At 66.9% G+C, this 4,279-nt stretch carries 5 protein-coding genes and 1 pseudogene; 1 reads left to right on the forward strand and 5 read right to left on the reverse strand.

Annotated elements, in window-relative coordinates; all coding sequences use genetic code 11:
- The 5 genes from tnpC to BLR02_RS27940 form a co-directional block, all read right to left on the reverse strand.
- A partial coding sequence (tnpC, locus tag BLR02_RS27925) for an IS66 family transposase (RefSeq protein ID WP_090665461.1) occupies nucleotides 1-1,070 on the reverse strand: 1,070 nt, incomplete at its 3' end.
- Nucleotides 1,071-1,133: 63 nt separating this feature from the next.
- Nucleotides 1,134-1,481: an IS66 family insertion sequence element accessory protein TnpB gene (gene tnpB / locus BLR02_RS27930; RefSeq protein WP_090665462.1), complete on the reverse strand. Its 348-nt coding sequence runs from the start codon at nucleotides 1,479-1,481 to the stop codon at nucleotides 1,134-1,136.
- On the reverse strand, nucleotides 1,478-1,882 hold the full coding sequence (tnpA, locus tag BLR02_RS27935) for an IS66-like element accessory protein TnpA (protein WP_090665463.1): 405 nt from the start codon (nucleotides 1,880-1,882) through the stop codon (nucleotides 1,478-1,480). Before tnpA ends, tnpB begins: the two co-directional genes overlap by 4 nt.
- Nucleotides 1,836-2,195: a hypothetical protein gene (locus BLR02_RS29925; protein ID WP_176849887.1), complete on the reverse strand. Its 360-nt coding sequence runs from the start codon at nucleotides 2,193-2,195 to the stop codon at nucleotides 1,836-1,838. The genes tnpA and BLR02_RS29925 overlap by 47 nt, the downstream gene beginning before the upstream one ends.
- Before the next feature lie 116 nt (nucleotides 2,196-2,311).
- Entirely contained in the window at nucleotides 2,312-3,277 is a 966-nt protein-coding gene (locus BLR02_RS27940; protein WP_245705006.1) for a tripartite tricarboxylate transporter substrate binding protein, read from the reverse strand.
- 373 nt (nucleotides 3,278-3,650) lie between these two features.
- Here BLR02_RS27940 and BLR02_RS27945 point away from each other — a divergent pair.
- Nucleotides 3,651-3,992 (forward strand): annotated as a pseudogene (locus BLR02_RS27945) (IS66 family transposase); the annotation flags it as partial.
- Nucleotides 3,993-4,279 lie beyond the last annotated feature (287 nt).

Consider the following 4,279-nt stretch of genomic DNA (forward strand, 5'->3'; position numbering starts at 1 on the left):
GGGGCGCGGGCGACCTCGGCGAGCTTGAACAGCTTGCGCCGACCATGCGCCCAGCATGCGGCCTCGGTGATCGAGCCGGGCTTGCGGTTGGCGGCATAGAGCTCGTTGAACCCGGCATAGGCGTCGGCCTGCAGGATGCCGACATAGCCGGCCAGGTGGCGCCGCGGATGCTCGCCGGTGCGGTCGCGGGAGTAGCGGAACATCGCCGCCGGTGGAGCGGGTCCGGCAAAAGGCCGATCGTCACGGACATAGGTCCAGACCCGGCCGGTGATCGTCCGACCCTTGGCCAGCACCGGCACCGTGGTGTCGTCGCCATGCAGCCGCCCGGCGGCCAGCACATGGGCATCGATCAGCGCCGTCAGCGGCGCCAGGGTGGCGGTGCAGGCGCCGACCCAGTCGGCGATGGTCGACACACCGAGCTCTATCCCCTCGCGGGCGTAGGTCTCGCTGAGGCGGTTCAAGGGCAAGTGCTGCCCGAACTTGGCCTCCAAGATCATAGCCAGCAGCTGAGGACCAGCCCTGCCGCGGGCAATCGGGTGAAACGGCGCCGGCGGCTGGGTAATGGTCTCGCACGAGCGACAAGCAAAGCGCTCGCGCACGGTCTGGATGACCCGCCATTGGCGGGGCACGACCTCCAAGGTCTCGGTGACGTCCTCGCCCAGCTTGGAGAGCTTGCCGCCGCAGCAGGGGCAGGCCGACGGCGCTGGCAGCACCACGCGCTCGCGCGGCAGGTGCTCCGGCAGGGGCGCCCGGACAGGTTGGCGACGCGGCGTGGCACTGCCGGACGCCTTATCCTTGCCCGCAGCGGTCTCGGCCCTGGTGGCATCCTCGCTGGCGGCGGCAACCAACTCGCCAAGCTCCAGCTCGAGCTGGTCGATCAGCTTGCGGCTGCGCTCGGAGGAGGCGCCGAACCTGTCATGCTTGAGCTTGGCGATGAGCAGCTTGAGGTGCGCCACCATCGCCTCGGCGCCGGTGGCCCGCGCCTCCGCCTCCTGCCGCGCCAGCTCCGCGGCGGCAAGAGCGGCGCGGAGGGCGACAATGTCGTTGGCAGTGCTGCTCGGCTCGGACATCACGGTGGAGATCGAATCACACTCCACCCATGGCAGGTAGCCGAAAACTGCCGCGGCGGAAGCCTAGCCGGCGACCTCGGGACGCCATGTACGCTGCGGGTTCCTCCAGTCGATCCCGTCCAGCATATAGGCCAGCTGCGCGCCCGAGATCGCCACACTGCCATCCGCCGGCGACGGCCATATGAAGCGGCCCCGTTCCAACTTCTTGGCGTACAGCGACATGCCAAGCCCGTCGTGCCAGACAATCTTGACCAGGTCGCCGCGGCGGCCCCGGAACACGTAGAGATCACCAGCATAGGGATCGCGCCCGAGCGCCTGCTGCACCTGCAGCGCCAGGCCATTCATGCCGCGCCGCATGTCGGTGTGGCCAACCGCCAACCACACCCGGACGCCGGTCGGAACCGGGATCATCCGCGCAGTGCCGACAGCAGGCGACGCAAAGCCGGGGCGCCGATCGTCTCGGGAACCCGCAGTGCCGTCCCGTCGGGCAGCACGATCTCGATCTGCAATGCCTCGCGGTCAGAGCCAGCCTCGCACAGTGCCGGTGAACGAGGTGAGGCCTCTGACGATGACCCTGACACTACCGGCGGCTCCGACGTAATCTGCACCGGCACGAACACCGGCACCTGCTCCGCCACCAGCGCGCCCGATCGGACCTGCTTGCGCCACATCCATAGCACGCTCCGGCTCACCTCGTGCCGACGTGCCACATCCGCAAACCGTGCCCCTGGGCGCTCAGCCTCCGCCACGATCCGAAGCTTGTCCTCAACCCGCCACTGCCGTCGGCGCTCGATCCCGCTGATGATTTCCATGCCGCCAGCCCGCTCCGTCCTTAGCGACACCCTTACGAGCGCCCATAAGATCAGAAGACAGGTTCACCCACGCGCCGAAAGGCGACCCTCGGCGGATGCGTACCCTTTGCCGGCGCTTGCCATTCCACAGGAAAGGCGTGGGATGGTGGTTCCACGCTGCGGCGGTCTGCTGAAACCAAGTGCCGATCTCTGTCGGGTTCTGAGGGTACTGGCCGTCGAGGCTGAGGCTGAAGACATGATAGAGCCACATGGCGTGGCTGATGATCTCGGCCGGAAAGCGGTATCCGGGGTAGGTGGCGGGCTCTGGCGACATTCCATCAGCTTGGCCCTGCCGCTTCGTTCTGGACAGAGGCCGCCAACTTGGCGATGCCGACGGGCTACATGCCGACACGATGGGCGCGGGCCCCGCCGGCTCAGACCTACACTGCATCAATCGAGCTTGATGCCGAGGCGCTGAACCATGGTGCGCTCGTGCTCGGCCCGCTTGGCGATGAAATCGGTGTACTGCTCAGTGTCAAGATACTGCTCCGGCATGTCGAACTGGCCGCGCACAGCGGCATTTGCCGGGCTGAACAGCGCTGCCTTGAAAGCGTCGTGCAACACCCGCACCACGGCCGGGTCCATGCCCTTCGGGCCAGAGAGGCCGTAGGGCGAGGTGATGACCATGTCGTGCCCCAGCTCCTTCAGCGTCGGAACACTGGGCAGCCGCGGCACCCGATCGGCCGTCCAGACGCAGAGCGCCCGCATCTGCCCGGCTTCCACCTGCGGTACCCAAACTGAGCTGTCGGCGATGCAGTCCACTTGGCCAGACAGCACCGCAGTCATGCCCTCGCTTGACCCTCGGTAGGGCACGTGGGTGAGTTGTGCCCCCTCGCGCTCGGCGAGTTCCTCCATAGCCAGGTGGTTCGTAGTGGCGATGCCGCTGGTGGCGAAGGTTAGCCTTCCCGGGCTAGCTCGGGCCCGAGCGATGAAATCGCGCCAATCGCGGTGCGGGCTGTCCGCCTTGACCGCGACCCCATACATCCAGCCGCAAAGCCGCAAGATATGGGTGTAGTCCGTCACCGTGTTCCATAGTGGCTGGCGCACCAGGAAGGGCCGCCGTACTACCGAGAGGTGCATCTGCCCCAGCGTGTAGCCGTCGGGTCGCGCCGCTGCCAGCGCCTGAGCATGGAGGGTGCCGCTCGCGCCGGGCCGGTTCTCAATCACCACCGGCTGGCCGAGGGATTGCTGCGCCACCTCTGCTAGCGAGCGCATCTGTACGTCCGAGGATGAACCGGCGGTCCAGGGCACCAACAGCCGGATCGGCCGATCCGGGTAGCGTTCCTGGGCGACCGCCGGCGCGGTAACCGTGGCAGCGGCAGAGGCCAACAACGTACGGCGAGAGAGGCGTTCCAAGCCGACGGGCCCGCTTCCAACAACTGCGTTCGTTCCCATAATCCGTCACTCCGCGTCGCCGCTTCCGCGGTATCAATGAGTTCTGCTGCCCCAACATGGTAGCAGTGCCGCGCCGACACCAAGGACAGCGAAGCTGCTCCCACGGTGCGTGTCAAACCAGTTGTCGTGCTGGCTTCGCAATGCGTCTTCTATCCTACGCGTGAGGAAGCAGCATGACGCACCAAGATCAAGCCTTGGCCACGGACCGGCTGCGGCGGGTGCTGTTGGCGTTCGGACAGCACACAGCCATTCCCTGAGCGCTTTCCGGCGGCTCAAGAACCTACCACAAGCGGAGGTAGAGGCATTTTGGAACGAGCTGGCGCGGGGCAAGACCGCTCCCATCGCCACCGAGATCCTGCAACGCATCGCCGCGCTCTATGCCGTCGAGGCCGAGATACGTGGCCTGCCGCCCGACATCCGCCGTGCCGTCCGGCAAGCCAAGAGCCGACCGCTGGTCGACGACCTGTTCACCTGGCTTGCGGCGCAGCTCGCCCGCCTACCGGGCGGCAGCCCGACGGCCAAGGCAATCCGCTACGTGCTGAACCACCGTGACGGTCTGGTCAGGTTCCTTGACGACGGACGCATCGAACTCGACACAAACACCGTGGAGCGCACCATCCAGCCCCTATGCCTCTGCCGGAAGAACGCCCTGTTTGCCTCCGGCGACGATCCTGGCTGGACGCCTCGGACTGTCAGTACGGCCCGGTGTTCCGGAAAGTGGATCGTTGGGGCTCGCTGGAGCAGACGCCGCTGCACCCCAATGCGCTGCCGAAAATCCTCGCCCGCCATGTGGCCAAGGCCGGGCTGACCGCGTCCGGGCTGGAGCGCCTTTCCGCGCACGGTCTCCGCGCTGGCTTTATCACCGAAGGGCATTGCCAAGTTGCCGGCCTCTATCCGGAACGAAGCGGCTGGGCCAAGCTCGGTTGATGACGCCCGAGCCCGCCACTTACCCAGGATATCGCT

It is taken from the genome of Belnapia rosea (assembly GCF_900101615.1).
GTDB classification, from domain to species: domain Bacteria; phylum Pseudomonadota; class Alphaproteobacteria; order Acetobacterales; family Acetobacteraceae; genus Belnapia; species Belnapia rosea.